Annotated in this window: 12 protein-coding genes; 1 reads left to right on the top strand and 11 read right to left on the bottom strand. The window is 62.1% G+C overall.

Annotation, left to right across the window (positions count from 1 at the left end):
• Positions 1–499 precede the first annotated feature (499 nt).
• From xdhC to mocA, 11 genes are all read right to left on the bottom strand, one after another.
• On the bottom strand, positions 500–985 hold the full coding sequence (gene xdhC / locus AACW87_RS10145) for a xanthine dehydrogenase iron sulfur-binding subunit XdhC (protein WP_043555629.1): 486 nt from the start codon (positions 983–985) through the stop codon (positions 500–502).
• Entirely contained in the window at positions 982–1,860 is an 879-nt protein-coding gene (xdhB, locus tag AACW87_RS10140; protein WP_241324905.1) for a xanthine dehydrogenase FAD-binding subunit XdhB, read from the bottom strand. The genes xdhC and xdhB overlap by 4 nt, the downstream gene beginning before the upstream one ends.
• Positions 1,853–4,171 carry a xanthine dehydrogenase molybdenum-binding subunit XdhA gene (xdhA, locus tag AACW87_RS10135; protein ID WP_241324904.1) on the bottom strand — a complete coding sequence of 773 codons (2,319 nt, stop codon included), beginning with the start codon at positions 4,169–4,171 and terminating at the stop codon, positions 1,853–1,855. The genes xdhB and xdhA overlap by 8 nt, the downstream gene beginning before the upstream one ends.
• A gap of 306 nt (positions 4,172–4,477) precedes the next feature.
• A complete protein-coding gene (locus AACW87_RS10130) occupies positions 4,478–5,779 on the bottom strand; it encodes an NCS2 family permease (RefSeq protein WP_241325030.1) in 1,302 nt (433 codons plus the stop codon).
• Positions 5,780–6,137: 358 nt separating this feature from the next.
• Positions 6,138–7,454 carry a guanine deaminase gene (gene guaD, locus AACW87_RS10125; RefSeq protein WP_241324903.1) on the bottom strand — a complete coding sequence of 439 codons (1,317 nt, stop codon included), beginning with the start codon at positions 7,452–7,454 and terminating at the stop codon, positions 6,138–6,140.
• 24 nt (positions 7,455–7,478) lie between these two features.
• Complete coding sequence (locus AACW87_RS10120; RefSeq protein ID WP_241324902.1) at positions 7,479–8,996, bottom strand: nucleobase:cation symporter-2 family protein; 1,518 nt, start codon at positions 8,994–8,996, stop codon at positions 7,479–7,481.
• 95 nt (positions 8,997–9,091) lie between these two features.
• On the bottom strand, positions 9,092–11,989 hold the full coding sequence (locus AACW87_RS10115; protein WP_241324901.1) for a molybdopterin-dependent oxidoreductase Mo/Fe-S-binding subunit: 2,898 nt from the start codon (positions 11,987–11,989) through the stop codon (positions 9,092–9,094).
• Positions 11,986–12,762 (bottom strand): molybdopterin-dependent oxidoreductase FAD-binding subunit, encoded by a 777-nt coding sequence (gene ygfM, locus AACW87_RS10110; protein WP_241324900.1) that lies wholly within the window; start codon positions 12,760–12,762, stop codon positions 11,986–11,988. Before ygfM ends, AACW87_RS10115 begins: the two co-directional genes overlap by 4 nt.
• Before the next feature lie 80 nt (positions 12,763–12,842).
• Positions 12,843–14,171: a putative aminohydrolase SsnA gene (gene ssnA / locus AACW87_RS10105; RefSeq protein ID WP_241324899.1), complete on the bottom strand. Its 1,329-nt coding sequence runs from the start codon at positions 14,169–14,171 to the stop codon at positions 12,843–12,845.
• 30 nt (positions 14,172–14,201) lie between these two features.
• Complete coding sequence (ygfK, locus tag AACW87_RS10100; protein WP_241324898.1) at positions 14,202–17,309, bottom strand: putative selenate reductase subunit YgfK; 3,108 nt, start codon at positions 17,307–17,309, stop codon at positions 14,202–14,204.
• Between the two features lie 413 nt (positions 17,310–17,722).
• Positions 17,723–18,355, bottom strand: a complete 633-nt coding sequence (gene mocA / locus AACW87_RS10095) for a molybdenum cofactor cytidylyltransferase (protein ID WP_277606753.1) — start codon at positions 18,353–18,355, stop codon at positions 17,723–17,725.
• Here mocA and yqeC point away from each other — a divergent pair.
• Positions 18,354–19,226, top strand: coding sequence for a selenium cofactor biosynthesis protein YqeC (gene yqeC / locus AACW87_RS10090; RefSeq protein WP_241324896.1), 873 nt, complete (start codon positions 18,354–18,356; stop codon positions 19,224–19,226). The two genes, mocA and yqeC, sit on opposite strands and share 2 nt — an antisense overlap.
• Positions 19,227–19,228 lie beyond the last annotated feature (2 nt).

The raw sequence follows: 19,228 nt of genomic DNA, 5'->3' as shown, positions 1-19,228 counted from the left end.
CGCCGCGAGCTGGCTAACAATTACAGAAAATTGTTGCGAGCAGGTGACGAAAAATAATGTTTTTCAGCTGACATCTCTGCCACAAGATGAGCGGCGCACCACCATTGGCATTTGCTACCGCCAATATCCGGCAACGGCGCACAAGATGGCGACACAAGCTGACATAGGGAGAAAAAACAGCAGCTTGAGAAAGGATCCCGCCAGCGATAGCCAGGGTGAATCGCGAGTGGCCATTCACGGGACAATTAGCTGGAAATAGCAACGACGGCAGAGGATACCCGGCCATATGGCGTCACTGTGTCGCCGGGCGAAAATACCACTCACCCTCCCATGGATAAATATCACGCCATTAATATGAGATGACCAAAATAAGGTTTTCCAGGCCCCCGTCTGTTGTTTGCATGGCCGTCAGATGTCGCCTTGCCGGCAGCTATATCGGAAGCAGGCATGCCCCCACCATAGCCGCCCCGCACATGGCGTTAGGGGCGGCAGCCTCACCCTAGCCCTTGCAGCATTTTTTCACCGCCCGCACCACGTTCTGGTAGCCGGTGCAGCGGCAGAGATTGCCGGAGAGGCCACGGCGGATCTCCTCGTTTGTCAGCGGGCGGCGATCTGTCTTGTCGAGCAGGGCGGCGCTCGCCATCACCAGGCCCGGGGTACAAAAACCACACTGCACTGCCCCCTCGTCGATGAAGGCCTGCTGCACATCGGAGAGCTGATTCCCCTTACGCTCCCCCTCCACGGTGCGAATGGATTTGCCATCGGCCCATACCGCCAGATAGAGGCAGCTGTCGATGGCGGTGCCATCCACCCGCACGGTACAGGCGCCGCATTCGCCGACGCTGCACCCCTCTTTCACGCTGATCAGCCCCTGGCCGCGCAGGAAGTGGAGCAGCGACATATTGGGGGACACAGCGTAGCAGTAAGGCTTGCCGTTGATTTCGCACTGGATTTCCACGGCGGGACAGGTTTGCGGTTGCATCATAGAATTTTGCCTCCGGCACGTTCGACGGCGCAGGTGATCACCCGCTGCGCCAGGGTCTTGATCAGGTGCAGGCGAAAGGCTTTCTCCGCCCGCCAGGAGGAGCGCGGCGCCACATCGGCCACCACAGCCTCGGCAATGGCCGCGAGCGTCACCCGGGTCAGGGGTTGTCCCTCGGCCGCGGCTTCTGCGTGAGGGGTACGCACCGGCGTCGGCGCCGCCACCCCGTAGGCCAGACGCAGGCGCTTGAAGCGGCCATCTTCAATCTGGCAATAGGCGGCGCAGCCTATGGTGGCTATGTCCATGGCCCCGCGCATGGCGTATTTGAAGTAGTGGGAGCCCACCTGGGGATGGGGGTCGGGGGCAAAGTGAAACGCCACCAGGATCTCTGCCGGTTGCAACGCCACCTTGCCGGGGCCGGTGTGAAAACCGGCGATGGGGATGCGGCGCGTGCCGCCCGGGCCCGCAATTTCCAGTTCAGCCTCCAGCGCCACCGTCGGCGCCGCCGAGTCGGCACTGGTGGCACCATTGCAAATGTTGCCGCCATAGGTGGCGACGTTGCGGATCTGCGGACCGGCTATGGTGGCGGCCGCCTCGGCCAGCATCGGCAGGCGGCGCTGTACCAGTTCGTTTTCGATGATCTCGGTAAAGGTGGTGCCAGAGCCGATGCGAACTGACCCATCAGCCAACTCGCTCACCCCCTTCAATTCGGGCAAGTCGTGAATATCGACGATATGGCGATAGGCGGCGTTGAGATGATGCAGCTGGATCATCACATCGGTGCCACCGGCCAGCAGGCGCGCTTGCGGGTCGGCCTGACGCAGAGCGACCGCCTCGGCCACGCTGCGGGCCTTGTAATAACGGGCAATATCAAACATGGCGTTGCTCCTCGCTTGACCCCTCGGTGATAAGACCCGCCTGCACAAACTCCCGAAACAGGGTCTTGGGGGTGATGGGCAGCTCGTTGATGGCAACCCCGGTGGCCATGCGAATGGCGTTACGAATCGCCGGGCCGGGGGAGATGATGGGCGGTTCCCCCAGGGATTTGTGGCCATAGACAGACTGGGGCTCGTAGGTCTGCACGAAGTCGCATTCAAGCTCGGGCAGATCCAGCATGGTGGGGAACTTGTAGTCGAGCAGGTTGGGGTTGCGCACCACGCCGGTCTTGGGGTCTATGATCATCTCCTCGAACAGGGACCAGCCGATCCCCATCCCCATGCCGCCGTGCACCTGCCCCTCCGCCAACTGCGGATTGAGGATCTTACCCGCATCGTGCAGGTTCATGATGCGATTGATGGTCACCTTGCAGAGATCGATGTCGACGCTGAGATCGACAAAGGTGCAGCCGAAACTCGGCGGGTTGGTGGTGGTCTTGTGAGAAACCTCGGCGGTGATCTGGCCGCCTATGGTGAGGTGGTAGTAGGCGTTGATTGACACCTCGGCCACGCTGATCAGCACCTTGTCCGGCGCACCGGCCAGCACCACGTAACCGTCGATCAGGGTCAGCGACCCCACATCCTGATGGCAGAGCTGGGCCGCCAGCGACAGAATGCGCGCCCTCAGTTGCAGCGCCGCCTGATGGATGGCGGGGGCCGCCACATAGCTCTGGCGCGAGGCGAACGAGCCCGGATCATAGGCGGTGATGTCGGTATCCTGGGTCGAGATGACCCGGATCTGCTCAAACGGAATCCCCAGGGTCTGGGCCGCCATCTGGGCAAAGACGGTGTCCGACCCCTGCCCTATCTCGGTGGCGCCGATCTGCAGATTGACGGTGCCATCCTGATTGAGCAGCATGCGGGCCCCGGCGATTTCGACCCCCACCGGATAGGTGTTGGAGCCGTAGCTGAAGCAAGCTACGCCGATGCCACGCCGCATCCGGCTCGCCGGATCCTGCCCCAGACACTCGGCCTTGAGCCGTTCCCACTCGAACTGTTCGCCGCCCCGGCGCAGACACTCGGGCAAGCCGGCACTGTAGATGGTCTTCTGGTTGACCTGATTGACATCGCCTTCGCGGGCCACGTTGGCGATACGCACGGCGAGCGGATCCAGATCCAGCTCGGCGCAGGCGTCATCCAGCATGCACTCGAGGGCAAAAATCACCTGGGGCGCGCCGTAACCGCGCATGGCGCCAGCGGTGGGCAGGTTGCTGTAGAAGGTTTTGGCGTCATAACCGAAGGCACTGCGCGGATAGAGGTAGCTGATTTTGTTGCCACCGGCGCTGGCGATGGAGTGGCCGTGGGAGGCATAACCGCCGGTGTTCGAGAGCACGTCGAGCTGATAGCCCTTGAGGGTACCGTCACGGTTGAGCCCTATCTTGCCGTCGATGCCAAAGCCGTGGCGGGTGCGGGAGGCAAAGAAGCACTCCTCCCGGCTGAGCGTCACCTTGACCGGCACACCACCCAGCTGGTGGCTCAGAAACGCCGCCATCGGCTCTTCCAGCACATCCTGCTTGTTGCCAAAACCGCCGCCCATGTAGGGCTTGATCACCCGCACGCTGGACCAGGGCAGGCCGAGGGATTTGGCCACCCGGCTGCGCACTATCTGGGGGATCTGGGTGCTGGAGACCACTATGATGTGGTCCGGCTGATCCATGTAGGCGTAGCAGGTTACCGTCTCCAGATGGCAGTGCTGCACCACGGGGGTCTGGTAGTGGCCGGTGAATTGAAAGTCGGCCGCGGCGATGGCCTGCTCTGGGTCGCTGGCGCGGATCTGGCTTTGCCGCAGCAGGTTGCCGGTCGGGTGTATGGGATAGGCGCCCTCGGCCAGCGCACTCTGGGCATCCGTCATCACTGGCAGGGGCTCGTAGGTGACCTTGACCAGAGCGGCCGCCTTCTCGGCGACCAGGGGATCGCGGGCCACGACGATGGCGACGCCATCGCCGAAGTGGCGCACATGGTCGGTGAGCAGGCGCCGGTCTTTCACATCCCGTTTGGTCTCATCGAGGGACCAGGCGTGACCGGCGGTGCGAAAACAGGTGGTGGGCACATCCTCATGGGTGAACACGGCTTCGACCCCGTGCAGGGCCAGCGCCTCGCTGGCATCGATGGCGATCACCTTGCCGTGGGCAATATTGCTGCGCACGTACTTGGCGTGACGCATCCCGAGCATGATGTTGTCATCGGTATAGCGGGCGCTGCCGGTCACCTTGGCCTCGGCATCCACCCGCTTGAGCGGTAATCCTATGGACATATGCAAGTCCTTGCTTCAGGTAAGAAAATCCAGAACCAAGATAAAAAACAGCAAGATATGCGCCTGTTTCCCCTATGCCTGCCAGCGATGGGGATAAGTGTGAAGAAGATCCCATCCGGCACCCCGACCTGGCTCAGGGCGCAGCCGATTAGCCGATTTTTCATGCGCATCCAACCGCTGGTATGCGCCCCGTTATCAATCTGGTAATCCCCATTATCAAAATGGTACCTGCCACGCTGGAAACACATCGGGGGCCACTTGTTGGTGGCCCCCGATAAGACGCTCGCAATGACACAGGCCCCTGGACTAGATGGCCCAGCCACCGGCGTAAAAGAGCACCAGCGCCAGGGCAATGATGACGGTGCCCGGATTGAGCTTGCGCCACTCGTTGGAGCAGATGCGGCCGATCACCAGGGCGCTGAAACCCAGCATGATGCCGGTGACTATGTTGCAGGTGAGCACGATGAAGACGGCGCACAGCAGGCCGGACATGGCCCCGACGAAGTCATCGAAGTCGAGCCGGGCGACGTTGCTCAGCATCAGGAGTCCCACGTACATCAGGGCCGGCGCCGTGGCATAGGCCGGCACCAGGTAGGAGAGCGGCGAGAGGAACAGCATCAGCAGGAACAAGGCTCCCACCACGGTCGCCGTCAGTCCCGTCTTGCCGCCTGCTGCCGTGCCCGCCGCCGATTCGATATAGACGGCGGCAGGTGCGGCCCCCACCAGGCCGGAGAAGATGCTGCTGAGGGAGTCGGCACTGAGCGCCTTGCCGCTGTTGATGATGTGGCCATCCTTGTCCAGCAGGTTGGCCTGCCCCGCCACCGCCCGTATGGTGCCGGTGGCATCGAACACCGCCGTCATCACCAGCGCCAGCACGCTTGGCAGCACCAGCGGCGAGAGCGCCCCCATGATGTCCAGACTGAAGATGAGGGACTTGCCCTGTTCATCGGCCAGACTCGGCATGGCAAACAGCCCCTGGTATTTGACCGCCGGATCGAAGATGAGGCCGAAGAGGGAGATGGCGATGATCACCAATAAAATCCCGCCCGGCACTTTCAGCTTCTCCAGCCCGACGATCACCGCCAGGCCGATGAGGGACATGATGACCGGCATGGAGGTAAAGGCCCCCAGCGCCACCGGCAGCCCCTCCAGCGGGTTCTTGATGACCAGTCCCACCCCGTTGGCGGCGATCAGCAGCAAGAAGAGCCCTATGCCGATGCCGGTGCCGTGAGCTATCCCCATCGGCAGGTTGTCGAGGATCCAGCTGCGCACTCCGGTCACCGAGATGGCGGTAAACAGCACCCCCATCAGGAAGACGGCGCCGAGCGCCACCGGAATGGAGATGTGCTGCCCCAGCACCAGGCTGAAGGCGGTAAAGGCGGTGAGCGAAATGGCGCAGCCGATGGCCATCGGCAACTTGGCCCAGAGCCCCATCAGCAGCGAACCAAAGCCCGCCACCAGACAGGTGGCCACGAACACTGCGCCGGGGGGAAAGCCCGCCTTGCCGAGCATGCCGGGTACCACGATGACCGAGTAGACCATGGCGAGGAAGGTGGTGAGCCCGGCCAGCACCTCCTGGCGCACATTGCTGCCCCGCTCGCTGATCATGAAGTAGCGATCCAGCACACCGATTGAGGGCGACTGTCGCCCCGATGCCTCACCCTGGCCACTGGCCGCCTCTTTCACACTGTCTGTCCTGCTTGCCTGGGTCATAACCCACTCCTTCCAGCATCCCTGAATATGTGTGACGAAATGGCGGCCTGTGCCGTGGGTCTGTCATGCCACGGTCGCAGGCGATATGGGGTTCGCAAGATCAGCAAACGTTTGCCTCACTGATCACAAAACCGGGCCATTTCACCTTCTGTTGCGGGGAAACCTTCCCCGTTCTTGCTTGAGCGCCGGCCTCCCTGTGGGCTCGCCAGCAACCGCATCCTGCGGGGCTACGCCCAGGCAGCCCCGTCCATCCTTACCCCCGTTCATGTACCAGCTGGCCATCCACATAGGTGCGGTAGATGGACCTGTCATCCCCCAGGGTCAGCAGTACGAACAGCTTGTCCCGCAGGGTGGTGGAGTTGTCATAACGCAGCTGCTGCAGCGGGGTGGCGACCGGGTCGAGCACCACGAAATCCGCCTCCTTGCCCACCGCAAAGCTGCCGATCTTCTCGTCCAGCCCCAACGAATGGGCGCCGCCCAGCGTCGCCAGATAGAAGGCCTGATAGGCGGAGAGCCGCTCCCCTTGCAACTGCATCACCTTGTAGGCCTCGTTGAGGGTCTGCAGCATGTTGAAGGTGGTACCGGCGCCGATGTCGGTGCCTATCCCCACCTTCACTTGCTTGCGCCACGCTTTGTGCAGCTTGAAGAGACCACTGCCGAGATAGAGGTTGGAAGTGGGGCAGAAGGCGATGGTGGAGCCGGTCTCCTTCAGGCAATCCCACTCCTGCTCTTCCAGATGGACGCAGTGGGCAAAGACGCAGTTGTGGCCAGTCAGCCCGTGCTGATGATAGACATCGAGATAGCCCTGGTGCGCCGGGAAGAGGGATTTCACCCAGGCTATCTCCTCCTTGTTCTCGCACAGATGGGTGTGCAGATAGGTGGTCGGGTACTCTTCGCGCAGCCGTCTGGCCATGGCCAGCTGCTCGGGGGTCGAGGTGGGGGCAAAGCGCGGCGTGATGGCGTAAAGCAAACGGCCATTGCCGTGCCAGCGCTCGATAAGCGCCTTGCTCTGTTCATAACTGCTCTGCGCGGTATCGAGCAGATAATCTGGCGCGTTGCGATCCATCATCACTTTGCCCGCGATCATCCGCATGTTGATGCGGCTCGCCGCCTCGAACAGGGCATCCACCGACTCGGGGTGCACTGTGCCGAACACCAGCGCCGTTGTGGTGCCGTTTCGCAGCAGCTGCTTGATGAAGAAGGTGGACATCTCGCGGGCGTACTCGAGGTCGTTGTAGCGCCGCTCGGCCGGGAAGGTGTGGCGGTTGAGCCACTCCAGCAGCTGCTCGCCATAGGCCCCCACCATCTCGCTCTGGGGATAGTGGATGTGGGTATCGACGAAGCCCGGCACTATCATCTTGCCGCGATAGTCCCGCACCCGCACCTCGGCCGGAATGCGATCCTTGCCCTCCTCCCACTGACCGAACCAGTCGATGCAGCCGTTGCGAATGATCAGCAGGCCGTCTTCGATGAGGCGGGCATTGGGCTCAATCTCCTCGGGCTGGTCCACCACCCGGCTGATGTCGAAGAAACTGCCGCGCACCGCTTTGACGGAGTTGTCGTTTTTCATCTCTCAATTCCCTCTTGTTGTTCGTTAGCCGCGATCCACTTGCGGGGCGCGCACCTGTGCCTCGTCCGTCGCCAGCCCCTGTTGGCGGGCAGTGGCCGACGGGGCGGGCCGGGTAGCAAAACGGGTGTCGGCTTTGTCGCTCAGCTGGATCAGCTCCACCGCCTCGGCATCCCTGGCAGCCGCCTTGCGTTTGCGACTCCGGGGCAGCACCAGGTTCATGATGATGGCGGTGATGCCGCCGGCACAGATGGGGTTCTCCACCAGCATGTAGAGCCCGGCCGGCAGCACCTTGAAGACGTTCGGGTCGTAAGATACGCCGAGCCCCAAGCCGAGCGAGGTGGCGACTATCAGGGTCTCTCGCCGATCGAAGCCGTGGCTGATGATGATGCGCCCGCCGGCGATGGCAATCATGGAGAACATGATGACCATGGCGCCCCCCATCACCGGCGAAGGAATGGTGGTGAAGAAGCGACCCACCACGGGGAAGAGGCCCAGCAGCACCAGGATCACGGCGATGAATTTGCCCACGTGGCGCGACGCCACCCCCGTCATCTGGATGACGCCATTGTTCTGGGCGAAGGTGGTGAGCGGCAGGGAGCCGAGCGCCGAGGCGATCACCGACACCAGGCCGTCCGCCAGCACGCCGCCACTGAGGCGTTTTTGAAACTCGGGGCCCTGGATATCCCGGTGTGAAACCATGGCGGTGGCCGTGATGTCCCCCACCGCCTCCAGCACGCTCAACAGATAGATGGTGCCGGCCAGCACGAAGGCGTGAAAATCGAAGGCAAAGCCGTATTTGAACGGAATGGGAACCGTGATAAGCGGCAGGTTCTCCAGCGCGGAGAAGTCCACCATGCCGAGCATCAGGGCCACCACATAGCCCACCAGCAGACCGATGGCGATGCCGCTCATGCGAAGCAGCGGGCTCCTGCTGCAGTTGAAGGCGACGATGACGCAGAGCACCAAGAGCCCCAGCCCTATGTTCTCGTATTTGCCGAAGGTGCCGCTGCTCATGGCGGAGAAGCCGCCGCCAAAATCTATGATGCCGACCTTGATGAGGCTCAGGCCAATCATCAGCACCACGACCCCGCTCACGGTCGGGGTGATCACCCGCTTGAGGTAGGGCAGCACGAAGGAGGAGCCCACCACCAGGAAGGCCCCGACGAAGGAGACCCCCAGCAGGGTCGAGACGATCAGTTCCTCGTGCAGGCCATCCTTTTTCATGGCGCTGCCGAGCGCGATCATCACGGTGACGAAGGAGAAGTTGACCGACTGGATGGAGAGCAGGCCCGATCCTATGGGGCCGTAGCGGTTCACCTGCAGCCAGGTGCCGATGCCGGAAGCGATCATCGCCATGGAGACCAGATAGGCGGTGGTTTCGGTGGAGAGCCCGAGGGCCCCGCCAACGATCAGCGCCGGGGTCACCATGGGCACGAAGATGGCCAGCAGGTGGGTCACGGCGCCCATCAGGGTTTGATAGAAGGGGGGCTTGTCTTCCAGCGCGTAAATCAGATCCGAGTGCTTGCGTGTTGTTTTAGACATCATGTTTGTCCCATCACACAGAATGTGGGCGGAGTACTCATTCCGCCGTCAGGTGCTGGGGGCGAGCCTGTGCCCGCCCCTCACCTTTTCTTTTGTTATGCCGACTCTTTCTGCTCCAGCTTGCCCAGTTCGCGCAGGATCTGCTCCGGCGTGAAGTGCCACTTGCGCAGCCAGACACCGCAGGCGTCATGGATGGCGGTGGCGATGGCGGGCGCGGCCCCGTTCACCCCTATCTCCGAGATGGACTTGGCGCCGTAGGGGCCGACCTTGTCATCACTCGGCACCAGGAAGGCCCGAAAATCGCGCGGAATGTCGCCAATCTTGGGGGCGCCATAGCTTTTGAGATCCCGGGTGAGCGGAATGCCCCTGCCGTCGTAGCAGATCTCCTCCGTCATGGTGTGGCCGATTGCCCGCATGGTGGCGCCATAGATCTGGCCGAGTGCCAGTTCCGGGTTGATGGGGGTGCCGCAGTCGAGCAGGGCGTAGAACTTGTCGAGCCGGATCTGGCCCGTTCTGAGGTTGACCGCCACCTCGGCGAAGTTGGCCCCGTACGGGAAGGCGAGCTCGGAGGTGATGTAGCTGGCGGTGCCCACCAGAATGCCGAAGCCTGTTCCTGTCTCCGACTTGTGGGCAATCTTGGCAAAGGAGACCTCCCCCAGCTTGCCACGCACCAGGCCAGGGAACTCCAGCGCCACCTCCTCTACCGGTTCCCCCAGCATGGCGGCGCCGTGGTACAGGATCTTCGCTTTAAGGTTCTCGGCCGCCATCTTGGCCGCGTTGCCTGAGAAGCAGGTACCGGACGAGGCGTAGGCCCCCTTGTCGAACAGGGCGTGATCCGTGTCGCCGGAGATCACATGCACATCCCCGAGCGGGCAACCCAGCACCTCGGCGGTCAGCTTGGCCACCACGGTATCGAGCCCGGTGCCAATATCGGCGCCACCTGAGTGGACGATAAAGGTGCCGTCCGATTCCAGCTTGACCATGCAGTTGGCCTGATCGATATCGGGGATCCCCGATTTTTGCATGATGATGGCGACGCCACGACCGATGCGCCAATCCCCGTCGGCGGGTTTGGGGCTGTCCCAGGCGATAAGCTCCCGCCCCTGTTTGAGGATGGGTTCGAGGGCGCAGCTGGCCGCGTGGGGCACAGAGGTGGGCATCTTGCCCTCGCCGATGGCCCCCAGCACCTTGAGGATGTCCCCCTCATGGACCCGGTTGTGCTCCACCATGTCGAGCTGGTCAATCCCCAGTTTCTCAGCCAGTTCGGCGATGGCCATGGTCAGGGCGAAGTTGCCCTTGGGCGCACCGTAACCCTGATAGGCCCCGGTCGGGCAGATGTTGCTGTAGTAGGTGTTGACGGTAAAGCGCACGTTGTCGCACGGATAGAGCGGCAGGGAGAGCGCCGGGCCGTTGCTCGGCACCGTCAACGAGTGGTTGCCGTAAGGGCCGGTGTTGGCACGAAAATCCATGTCGATGGCGGTGATGGTGCCATCTTTTTTGGCCCCCACTTTCACCTTCACCTTGGCCACGTGGCGGGAGGTGTTGCTGATGAACTCCTCTTCACGGGTGTAGCGGAAAGTGACCGGACGACCGGTGACCCTGGTCGCCCAGGCGCACACCTCTTCCAGCAGGATATCCTGCTTGGAGCCAAAGCCGCCCCCTACCCGCTCCTTGATCACATGCACCTGGTGCTGCTTCATGCCGACAATGCGCGCCACCTGACGGCGCACGTGCCAGGGCACCTGGGTGGAGGCGTGGATCACCAGACGATCGCCATCCATGTAGGTGAAGCAGATGTGCGGCTCGGTCGGGCACTGCTGGGCCTGGGTCGATTCGTAGGTGCGCTCGACGATCTCGTCCGCCTCGGCAAAGCCCTTGGCCACGTCGCCAATCTGGCCATGGACGCTGGCTGCCAGGTTCTCGTGCGGGCGGGAACCTATGGGGAAATTGATGATCATGTGCTCGTCGCCGCGCCGCACCGAGCAGGCGTTCTGCTGCTCGAGATCCGCAGGTGCCCCGGCCATGTAGATGATGGGTTCGTCGTGCACCAGGGGTGCATTGGGGGCCATCGCCTGGTCTATGTTCATGACCGCAGGCAGCACCTGATACTCCACCTCGATGAGCTTCAGCGCAGCCAGCGCGACTGCTTCACTCTCGGCCACCACGGCGGCGACCCTGTCCCCTACGTGGCGCAGCTTGCGGCTGAACATGCGGCGATCCAGCGGTGACGGCTCGGGGGCACTCTGGCCACCCGGGGTGTAAAACACATCCGGGCAGTTGAGATGGGTAATGACGTGCACCACACCCGGCAGCGCTTGCGCGCGGCTCACATCGAGTCGGGTGATCACCGCATGGGGATGGGGGCTGCGCAGCATCTTGATGATCAGCGCATCCTCGGTGACCCGATCCTCCACGTAGCAGGGCTTGGCCTGCACCATCTTGGCGGCGTCCACTTTCGGGCAGCTCTTGCCGATATGGCGCAGATCACCCCGAAACTCCGGGGCTATCTGGCACAGGTAATCGGGATCCTTCATCCGCGAGCAGGCGAGATCTATGGCCTGATAGAACTGCTGGTAGCCGCCGTCCCGGTGAAACAGGCCCGAAAGCGCATCGTCGATTTGATCACGGCTGGGCTCGGGATGGCGATCAAGCAGGTCGGTGACAATCAGCGCGGCGGCCGGATCGTTGTAGCCCGACTGCACCACGCCCACGTCCACCATCGCCTGTTGCACCAGACTGAGCTGGTTCCAGCTGCCGAGCGACTCGGCGGTGCGCACCTGAGCCCCCTCCAGCTGCGCGGCGATCAGCAGGGAGGCGTTGATCACCTTGCCGTTGAACAAGATGGCGTCGGAGCCGGCAAAGCCGAAACCGTCGTCGCTGTTGCGCACCGAATGCATCCGGCACTGGTTGAACAGCACCCGCTGGGCATTCTCGCCAGCCGGGGCGATGACGGTGCGCAAGGCACCGTTCAGGGTGAAGTTGAGTTCCATCATGCTTGCATCTCCTGCTGCTGGCAGTCCACCAGCAGATCTGCCACCACCACGCCGCTGATATAGCGTTTGTAGGCCACGCTGCCCGTCAGATCGGCGCGCGGGATCAATATCTTGCTGACGGCCGCTTCCAGCGCCCCGTCATGGAGATCGTGGCGCTCCACATCCCGCAGTCGCATCGGCTGCGGCGTGACGCCGGCCAGGGCCACCCGCATCTCGCCAATGCTGTCGAGGGCCACGGCGGCCGTCATCACCGCCAAGCCATCGGCGTTGCGGCTGATGCGGCGGGTGGCGCAGCGCAGTTCAGGCTCCGGCAGCACAATCCCCAGAATGAGCGCATTGCGCTGCCCCGCCAGATAGGCGTCTATGGGTTGCAGCTGGTTGTTCTCCAGCACCACCACGGCTTCGAGCACCAGCAGCACCGCCAACACTGGGGAGTCCTGCTGCTGGCAGGCAATTTCGCCACCGACGGTGGCCTGATTGCGCAGATGGCGGGAGTAGACAAAGCCCAGCGCCTCGCACAGGGCGGCCGGAGTACGGGGGTCATCTTTCAAGGTCTGCAGGGTGACGGTGGCGCCGATATGGAGCTGACCGTGCTGCTGTTCAATCTGGTCAAGTCCCAGCCGGGCCAGCGAGATGGCGACCTTCTTGTCGGTGCGGGTCGGGGCGGCGTTGAGCTTGCTGCCGCCCCCCATGTAGACGGCGTCGCTGCCAAAGCGGGCCTTGAGTTCCAACGCCTGACCCAGTTGCTCGGGTCGGAAGAATTGCTCAATCATGTGTCGTCCTCACTCTTGCTGCCCGCCGCCGGGGCAATCCACTTGGCGGGCAATCCGGTCCAAAACCGTGGAAAGTGGCCTTAGGCCAGCTGATCCATCCGTTGCCACAGGCGGCTCGCCACCTTGCTGGCCTGCTCATAAAGGGGCGCGACATCGAACGGGAACTCGCGGTCCTGATAGACCATACGCCCCTCCACCATCACGCTGTTGACGCTGTTTGATCCCATGCCGAAAGCGAGATGGCCGCCGAGGTTGCGCGGGGCCAGCGGGGTCGGTGCGTCATAGTCAAAGAGGGTGAGGTCGGCCTTGTAGCCCGGCTCCAGGCGGCCAAACTTGGCGCCGAAGTTGCGCTCCAGCAAGGTGTTGCCGTTCCACAGGAAGCGGGCAAAGCTGTCTGGCCACAGTGCCCCGCCGGCATCCTTGTGCTTGAAGTAGGCAAACTTGAGCTCTTCGAGCATGTCGGAGCCGATACCGTCGGTGCCAAGCGCCAGATTGCGAAACTGTGGCAGGTGCATGTTGTAGCCCACATGGTTGTTCATGTTGGAGCGGGCGTTGTGCACCAGGAAGGCATCGCGGCTGTTGAGCAGCTCGATGTCGGCCGGGCTCAGGTAAATGCCGTGGGCGATCAGGGATTTGCTGTCGATAAGGCCAAACTCGTCCAGCCGGGCGATGGGCTCCTTGCCATGGTGGTGGTGGCCGTGGGCCATGTCGTATCTGTCTTCCGCCACATGGATATGCAGCCCGCGACCGGTGACCTGCACAGCTTCGCGCAGCATGGCCAGCCCCTCGTCGGGCACGGTGAAGGGGGCGTGGGCACCGATATGAGCCTCCACCAGATAGGGTTCGCTCCCCTTGGCCTTGGCGGCATCAATGGCTTGCGCGAACAGGATGTTCTCCTCCACCCCGGCCTGCAGTTCGGCGAGGCCGCCGTTGCGATCCGTGGTCTCGAAGCAGGTCATGCCACGCAGACCCGCCTCCACAAACCCTTTGCGCAGCACGTTGAGGGAACCCTTGATGTAGTTGGGCGACGCGTGGTGGTCGATCACAGCGCTGCAGCCGCTCTTGATCGCCTCCAGCGAGCAGATAAGGCCGCTGTAGTAGAGGGACTCCTCATCGAGCGCCCGATCGAGCCTCCACCAGAGGTTTTTCAGGGTAGAGATAAAATCCGGGCAGGGGGCTATGTTGGCCATGATCCCCCGCGACAGACCGGAGTAGAAGTGGTTGTGGGCACAGACGATGCCCGGCATCACCAGCTTGCCGCCCATCTCCCGATAATTCGCCTCCGGGTAGAGGGCCCGCAGATTGGGTCCCACCGCCTTGATAAGCGTGCCCTCGATGGCAATATCCACCCCTTCCAGCACCCTGGTCGGCTCCAGCTGGACGGCGGTGACGTTTTTCAGAATAAACATGGTTTGCTCCTTCGCTTATTCGTTATTCGCTCAGGCCGCGACGGCCCCCAGCAGGTAGTGGTGATGGGCGTGGACATGGCTGATGATGCGGCACATGTCGGCAAGGGCCGCTGGGGCATCCTGGATCCGGCTCTGGGCATCGATGGTCAGGCGATAGATCTCGCCACCCTGACGGATCCTCAGTTCACCACCATCCGCCAGATAGAAACCGGGGTTGCGGCTGTTGTCGAAATCCTCGGGCAGGCTGAAGATGGTGACCTTGTCCTGATAGGGCTTGCCCTGCCAGGGGCAAAACTGGACGCAGTTGCCGCACTCGTTGCAGTAGGCATCCAGGTGCAGGGTCTGGAACTGATCCTTGAAGCCCGGCACGGCGATGGCGACGTTGGCCCGGTTGGGGCAGACATCCACGCACTTGCTGCAGAGGTAGTTGCACTCGAGGCAGCGGTGCGCCTCCTGCGCCACGAAGGCCTCCCGCTCGCCCTTGTCGACCAGGGTGACGGCTATGTTCCCTTTGCGACGGTAGATCTCATCCTTGCCCGACGGCTGGATTGACACCTCGGTCTGGCTTCCGGCGATATACTCGCGGGCCAGCACCAGATCCGCGGCGCGGCGGGCACCACCGATGGCACCAACGATGGAGGATGGGCCGCTCTGCACGTCACCGATGAGGAAGACGTTGCGACGGCTGGTCTCGCCCTGGCTATCCACCTCGGGCCAGCCATCGCTGCCAAGGGGAATCCCCATCGCCTCGAGCACGTCACAATCGGGCTGCTCGCCGATGGCGGTGATCAGCGCATCCATCTGCATCACTTCGGTCTGATCTGTGGGCACAGGACGGCGGCGGCCCTGCTCGTCAGGTTCCCCCAGCGCCATCATCCGCACGACAAGCTTGCCATCTTTGTCAAAGCGCTCCGGATTGGTGAGGAAGCAAAAACGCACCCCATCCTCCACCGCTTCCAGAACCTCCTCGCGATAGGCGGGCATCTCTTTCTCGCTGCGGCGGTAGATCACGGTCACATCGCTGACACCGGGCACCTTGAGGACGGCGCGGGCGCAGTCCATGGCGGTGTTGCCCGCGCCGACCACAGCCACATGGCGGCCGAGCGGCAGCGGTTTGCCCTGATTGAAGCTGCGCAGGAAATGGAAGGATTTGTAGACCCGTTCATGGCCCCCTTCGAGGCGCATGCCGCCATTCTTGTCGGCACCTATGCCGACGAAGACATAGGCAAAGCCCTGGGCGTGCAGCTTGTCGACAGTCAGGGCCATATCGCAGCCAAACTCGAACTTGACCCCGTGGGCGGCGACAAAGTCGATGTCATGCGCGATAAGCTCGGCCGGGATGCGGAACTCGGGGATGATGTGTTTCACCACGCCACCGGCATCGGCTTCGCGCTCGAAGATGGTGACCGGATGGCCGGCACGGGCCAGGAAGTAACCGGCGGAGAGGCCGGCCGGGCCGGCGCCAATCACGGCCACCGGGTGCTTGTCACCGCTGCCTGCCGGTTTGTGCCAGCGCGCCTTGTACCCTTCCCAGCCGCGCTCCAGCGCGACCTTCTTGAGTTCGCGGATATTGAGCGGGCTGTCGTAATCCAGACGCGTGCAGTTGTACTGGCACTGGTGATCGCAGATATGGCCTGTGATGGCGGGCAGGGCGTTGCGCTGATAAATCAGCTCGAGGGCGGCCACATACTCCCCCTCGCCCATCAGGCGAATGTACTCGGGGATGTCCTGATGCACGGCGCAGGCGGTGACGCAGGGCGCCACGTAGCAGTCGGTCAGCGGCAGGCCGCCACCCACTTCGATGCGATCCGCGGACTTCCACTCCTTCTGGGTGTAATCCATGGTGAGCGCCTTGGCGGCAAGCCGCTCCAGCTTGGCCACATCCACCTGACTCATGCCCCAGCACTCTGAAGCGTCTATCTCTTTGAGGCACTCAATCTGGCGCAGGTAACCACCCGGTTTCAGCAGGTCAGTCGCCATTGTGATGGGACGAATGCCGGTCTCGAAGATCTCCGCGATGTTGAACTTGCTGGCGCCGCCCGAGTAGGAGATGGGCAGCTTGCCGTCAAAGGCGCGTGACAGCACGGCGGCCACGTTGATGGAGAGCGGGAACAGCGCCCGGCCGGACATGTACATCTCATCACCCGGCAGCGCCCCCTTGCGGTTGATGGTGCCGAGCGTGTTGGTGAGCTTGACCCCGAAGGTGAGCCCCTTCTCGGCACCCAGCGCCATCAATCGGGTCAGCATGGCCTTGGCCTGATCCAGCTTGAGGTCGTGCTCGAACGACGCTTCGCTCAGACCTATGTAATCAAAGCCGCAGGTATCGAGGATCTCGCGCACCCGCGGGTAGCCCAGCAGGGTCGGGTTCAATTTGACGAAGGTGTTGAGCCCCTTCTCCTCCAGCATGTAACGGCAGATGGCCTCAATCTCGTTGGGCGGGCAACCGTGCATGGTGGAGAGGGTGACCCCGTGCACCAGCTCGGCCGGGATGCAGTCCGCCAGCTGTTGCAGGCGGTCACGGCGGTCTCCCAGTCCCAGCTCGGCGATAAACTGCTCGTCGGCCACAAGGTCTCGCACCACCTGCTGGTATTCGGCAAATTTTGAATTGCTGCCGGCATCCATCAGGCTGTGGATGAACTGCTGCATCGGCGGCTGTTTGATGCCATCGAGGTTGTAGCCCACGCTCATGTTGAAGATGAAGGATTTGGCCTCCCCGTCGAGACGGGGGTCGAACACCTCTTCCAGCAGATAGAGGGCGAACCAGGCTTTGAGGTACTCGTCGAACGCCTTGGGCAGGGTGAACTCGGTGGACCACTCGGTATTGAAGCACTCATCCTCGGCATCGATGCAGGGCTTTGCCAGTTCGAGACGGTCCAGGATCTGCACCGTCTTGAGCTCGATAAAGCGCCCGCCGGTCAGCCAGGAGGTGATGATATTCTGGGCCAGCTGGGTATGGGGGCCGGCCGCCGGACCGATAGGGGTTTCGCAGGTTTCACCGAACACCTTGATCTTGCGCTCGTCCTGCTTGCTATAGAATTGCGCGGCGGGAATACCGAAAATGCTCTGACTCTCTTTATATTCCGCAAAAATGCGGGTCAGCAGGTTCTTGAACGGAAGGGGTCGCATAATATCGCCCATGATGATCTCCTTGCAGCGGCTCTGCTCATTGACTGGGTGAATAAATGGGGCACATTCACGAGACAGCCCCTTGAAACAGACAAGAGCAACAATCAGGCCAGTGCTGGAAAATTTAATTATGTGAGCGTAAAAGCGTGAGGCACCTCGAATTAATGAAATATCGACATACAATACCTGTTTCGGGGATGAGAGCGGCTATCAATAACGCACATTCATCACGTTGAAATAGCGATAGATGCTGAAAAAGTCTCACATTGGCGGGATCGAATATCAGTTTGATAATCTCGTTTCGCCTGCCTTTATCAGGCCACGCAGGGTGATAATGTCGGCCACCACAGCGGCCACAATGCCGTGTTCGACCTGGCTTTACCCTTCATAATTATGCACTGACATGCATTTGATAATAGCCAGGCTCAGCCAGCGTCGTCTGCCCGCAGCAGCGCCTGATAACGCTCAGGGGTGTCCACATCCAGCAGAATGGCGTCACTGTGCACCTCGACGAAGCGATGGGGATGCGCCATCAGCCAGCGGCGGATCGAGCCTTGTACCGGCGCCTCGGCCAGCGCTTTGCCAAGGGATGATGGCAGCAACACAGGATGCCCTGACTCGCCCAGATAACGGGGGAAAAGTGTGTGGGGGCCCCGTGCCTGCCAGAGCGTCTGGTAGACATCGGGGGGAATGCAGGGCAGATCGCCGTGGGAGATGAAGAGGTAGTCGCTGCTGCTGGCCGCCAGCGCCAGCCGGATGGAGCTGCCAAGCCCCTGTGCATAATCATGGTTTTCCACCAGCAGGATCTCGGGTCTGTCTGCATAGCGCGCCATCAGCTCGTCACCGCGATGTCCCACCACCAGAATAATCCGGTCACAGAAAGCGAGGGCATTTTTGAGACTCTCATCAAGAATCGTGCTCTGGCGATACGGTAGCATCAGTTTCCACGCGCCCATTCGCGACGAGAGGCCGGCCGCCGTTATTATGCAGTCGCATCTCGCTCTGGAATGACAGTGCTGTTCACTGTCTGCGCCCTTATTTGAATCGGTCGTTTCCATGCCCATCCCCTCACCTGTTCAGCGTGCCTTTCCCGATATTGAGACACTATTAAGCCCGCTCACCGAAAATATAGATAGCCGTACCACCTTAATTAGCCTCTGCGGCGCAGGCGGCAAAACCAGCACCCTGTTCTGGCTGGCGGAATATTTTTATCGGCAGGGCAAAAGGGTGCTGATTACCACCAGCACCCGGATGTTTCTGCCAGCCCAGTCACACTATCGGGAATTGATCCTGGAAGCCGATCCCGTCCGCCAGCTCACCCGCTGTCAGCACCTGCCCGATGGCCCCACCCTGGTCGCCCTGTTCAGCCATCTCGATCGGACCAGCGGCAAGGCGGTGGGGCCCACGCCCCAGCAGATCGATCTCATCAAGGGGCAGCAGCGCTTCGATCTCATCCTGGTGGAGGCGGACGGCGCCCATCACAAGTTATTGAAAGTGCCCGCTTTGCACGAACCTTGCATTCCACACCAGAGTGACTGGGTGATAGCCCTGGTGGGCGGCGCCATGGTGGGGGCCAAGGCCGACCCCCAGCAGATCCATCGCTGGGCCGAACTCCAGTCCCTGTGCGGGATAGAGGCCGGTGAGCCGCTGGATTGGGCGCTGTTTGACCGGCTGCTAGCCCACCCCCAGGGGGTGTTCAAGGGCACCCCGGCCAGGGCCCGCCGGATCTGGTTTATCAATGGCGATTATCAAAATGAGGCGTCATGGCAGCCGCAGTTGATAACGCTGCTGGCCCGTCACCCCGAGCTCCACGCCATCTGGCAGGGAGCGGTACGCGAGCCCATCGCCATTCGTCATGTGGTGAGCCAGGCCCTCTGGATGGCGAACCGGTGGCGTCACCGCGCGCATGACCCGTTAAGGATGAAATGAGG

Origin of the sequence: Aeromonas sp. MR7, assembly GCF_963899385.1 — a bacterium.
Taxonomy (GTDB): Bacteria; Pseudomonadota; Gammaproteobacteria; order Enterobacterales; family Aeromonadaceae; genus Aeromonas; species Aeromonas bestiarum.
Note: the sequence above shows the minus strand (reverse complement) of the source record. Positions and strands in the feature narration are given on the sequence as shown.

Coding starts and splice junctions, on each gene's coding strand:
- xdhB (WP_241324905.1), bottom strand. CDS start 1,860: ATGTTTGATATTGCCCGTTATTACAAGGCCCGCAGCGTGGCCGAGGCG.
- AACW87_RS10115 (WP_241324901.1), bottom strand. CDS start 11,989: ATGATGGAACTCAACTTCACCCTGAACGGTGCCTTGCGCACCGTCATC.
- xdhC (WP_043555629.1), bottom strand. CDS start 985: ATGATGCAACCGCAAACCTGTCCCGCCGTGGAAATCCAGTGCGAAATC.
- yqeC (WP_241324896.1), top strand. CDS start 18,354: ATGCCCATCCCCTCACCTGTTCAGCGTGCCTTTCCCGATATTGAGACA.
- xdhA (WP_241324904.1), bottom strand. CDS start 4,171: ATGTCCATAGGATTACCGCTCAAGCGGGTGGATGCCGAGGCCAAGGTG.
- ygfK (WP_241324898.1), bottom strand. CDS start 17,309: ATGGGCGATATTATGCGACCCCTTCCGTTCAAGAACCTGCTGACCCGC.
- AACW87_RS10120 (WP_241324902.1), bottom strand. CDS start 8,996: ATGTCTAAAACAACACGCAAGCACTCGGATCTGATTTACGCGCTGGAA.
- ygfM (WP_241324900.1), bottom strand. CDS start 12,762: ATGATTGAGCAATTCTTCCGACCCGAGCAACTGGGTCAGGCGTTGGAA.
- mocA (WP_277606753.1), bottom strand. CDS start 18,355: ATGGAAACGACCGATTCAAATAAGGGCGCAGACAGTGAACAGCACTGT.
- guaD (WP_241324903.1), bottom strand. CDS start 7,454: ATGAAAAACGACAACTCCGTCAAAGCGGTGCGCGGCAGTTTCTTCGAC.
- ssnA (WP_241324899.1), bottom strand. CDS start 14,171: ATGTTTATTCTGAAAAACGTCACCGCCGTCCAGCTGGAGCCGACCAGG.
- AACW87_RS10130 (WP_241325030.1), bottom strand. CDS start 5,779: ATGATCAGCGAGCGGGGCAGCAATGTGCGCCAGGAGGTGCTGGCCGGG.